Origin of the sequence: Variovorax guangxiensis (assembly GCF_003952165.1) — a bacterium.
Classification (GTDB): Bacteria; Pseudomonadota; Gammaproteobacteria; order Burkholderiales; family Burkholderiaceae_C; genus Variovorax; species Variovorax guangxiensis.
On record NZ_RXFT01000037.1, the window covers coordinates 1 to 1,231 of the forward strand.

Annotated in this window: 1 protein-coding gene; it reads right to left on the minus strand. The window is 64.3% G+C overall.

What is annotated here, in order from left to right; genetic code table 11:
- Positions 1-46: 46 nt before the first annotated feature.
- Positions 47-1,164 (minus strand): IS3 family transposase gene (locus EJP67_RS33480; RefSeq protein ID WP_420824290.1). Its coding sequence is split into 2 segments (ribosomal slippage): positions 47-909 and positions 909-1,164, totalling 1,119 coding nucleotides; the frame shifts between segments, so codons are not numbered across the junction.
- Positions 1,165-1,231 lie beyond the last annotated feature (67 nt).

Sequence of the window (1,231 nt, forward strand, 5' to 3'; positions counted from 1 at the left end):
CTTTAGAAGTGCCAGTGTTGAGTTAGCGAGTCCAAGGTTGTGGAGACTACTTGATCTCCGGTGATTGCCTTGCATCGCCAGCGCGCTGGCGATGCAAGGCGGCAAAGCGGGCCAGCGAGATGCGCCCCAGTGAACTGTGGGGCCGCACCTCGTTGTAGTCGCGCCGCCATCGGGCCACCTCCTGGCGAGCCTGCACCAGCGTCTCGAACCATTGCTCGTTCAGGCACTCATCCCTGAACTTGCCGTTGAAGCTCTCGATGTAGGCGTTCTGGGTCGGACAGCCTGCATCGTTGAGCAGGTGCCGAACGCCGCGTGCCGCCGCCCACGCCATGAAAGCCCGGCTGGTGAACTCCGGCCCCTGGTCGGTGCGGATGGCCGACGGGTAGCCGCGGAACTGCGCTGCCTGGTCCAGCAAGCGCACGACGTACTCGCCACCCATGCCGTCCGCGATGTCCACGCACTCGCGGCTGAAGTCATCGACCACCGTCAGGCACTTGATGCGCCGGCCGTTGGCCAGCGCGTCCATCACGAAGTCCGCGCTCCAGGTGTCATTGACGTGCTGGCTGGCGGCCAGGGGCTGGCGCTCGCCCGTGGGGCGTTTGACCTTGCGGCGCTTGCGCACCGACAGATTGGCCAGCTTGTACAGGCGCCACACGCGCTTGTGGTTCACCTGATGGCCTTCCAGGGCCAACAGGTCATGGATGCGCCGGTAGCCGAAGCGTCGGCGCTCATACGCCAGCTCGACGATGCGCGTGCTCAGGCTGGCCGTGGACTCGTTCATACTGGGCCGCTCCCGGTAGCTGGTTCTGGACAACCCCGCATAGCGACAGGCGCGGCGCTCGCTGATGGACAGTTCTTGAACCATCCTGGCAGCGGCCTCGCGCCTGGCCTGCGGGGTCAGCGCTTTACCCCGAAGCCCACCTTCAGCGCTTCGATGTGCAGATGGGCCTCGGCCAGCAGCTTCTTGAGCTTGGCGTTCTCGCCCTCGATCTCGCACAGCCGCGTGGCCTCGCTGGCCTGCATGCCACCCAACTTGGCGCGCCACTTGTAGAAGGTCGCATCGCTGAAGCCGCCCAGGCGGCACAGTGCCTTGACCGGCATGCCGCCCTCGGCCTGTTTGAGAAAACCGATGATCTGCTCGTCGGTGAATCTGCTCTTCTTCATGTCCGTTCTTCCTCTGAAAACGGACTCTACTAACCTTCAGCTGGTATGCCCTATGGGGAGCAGGTCA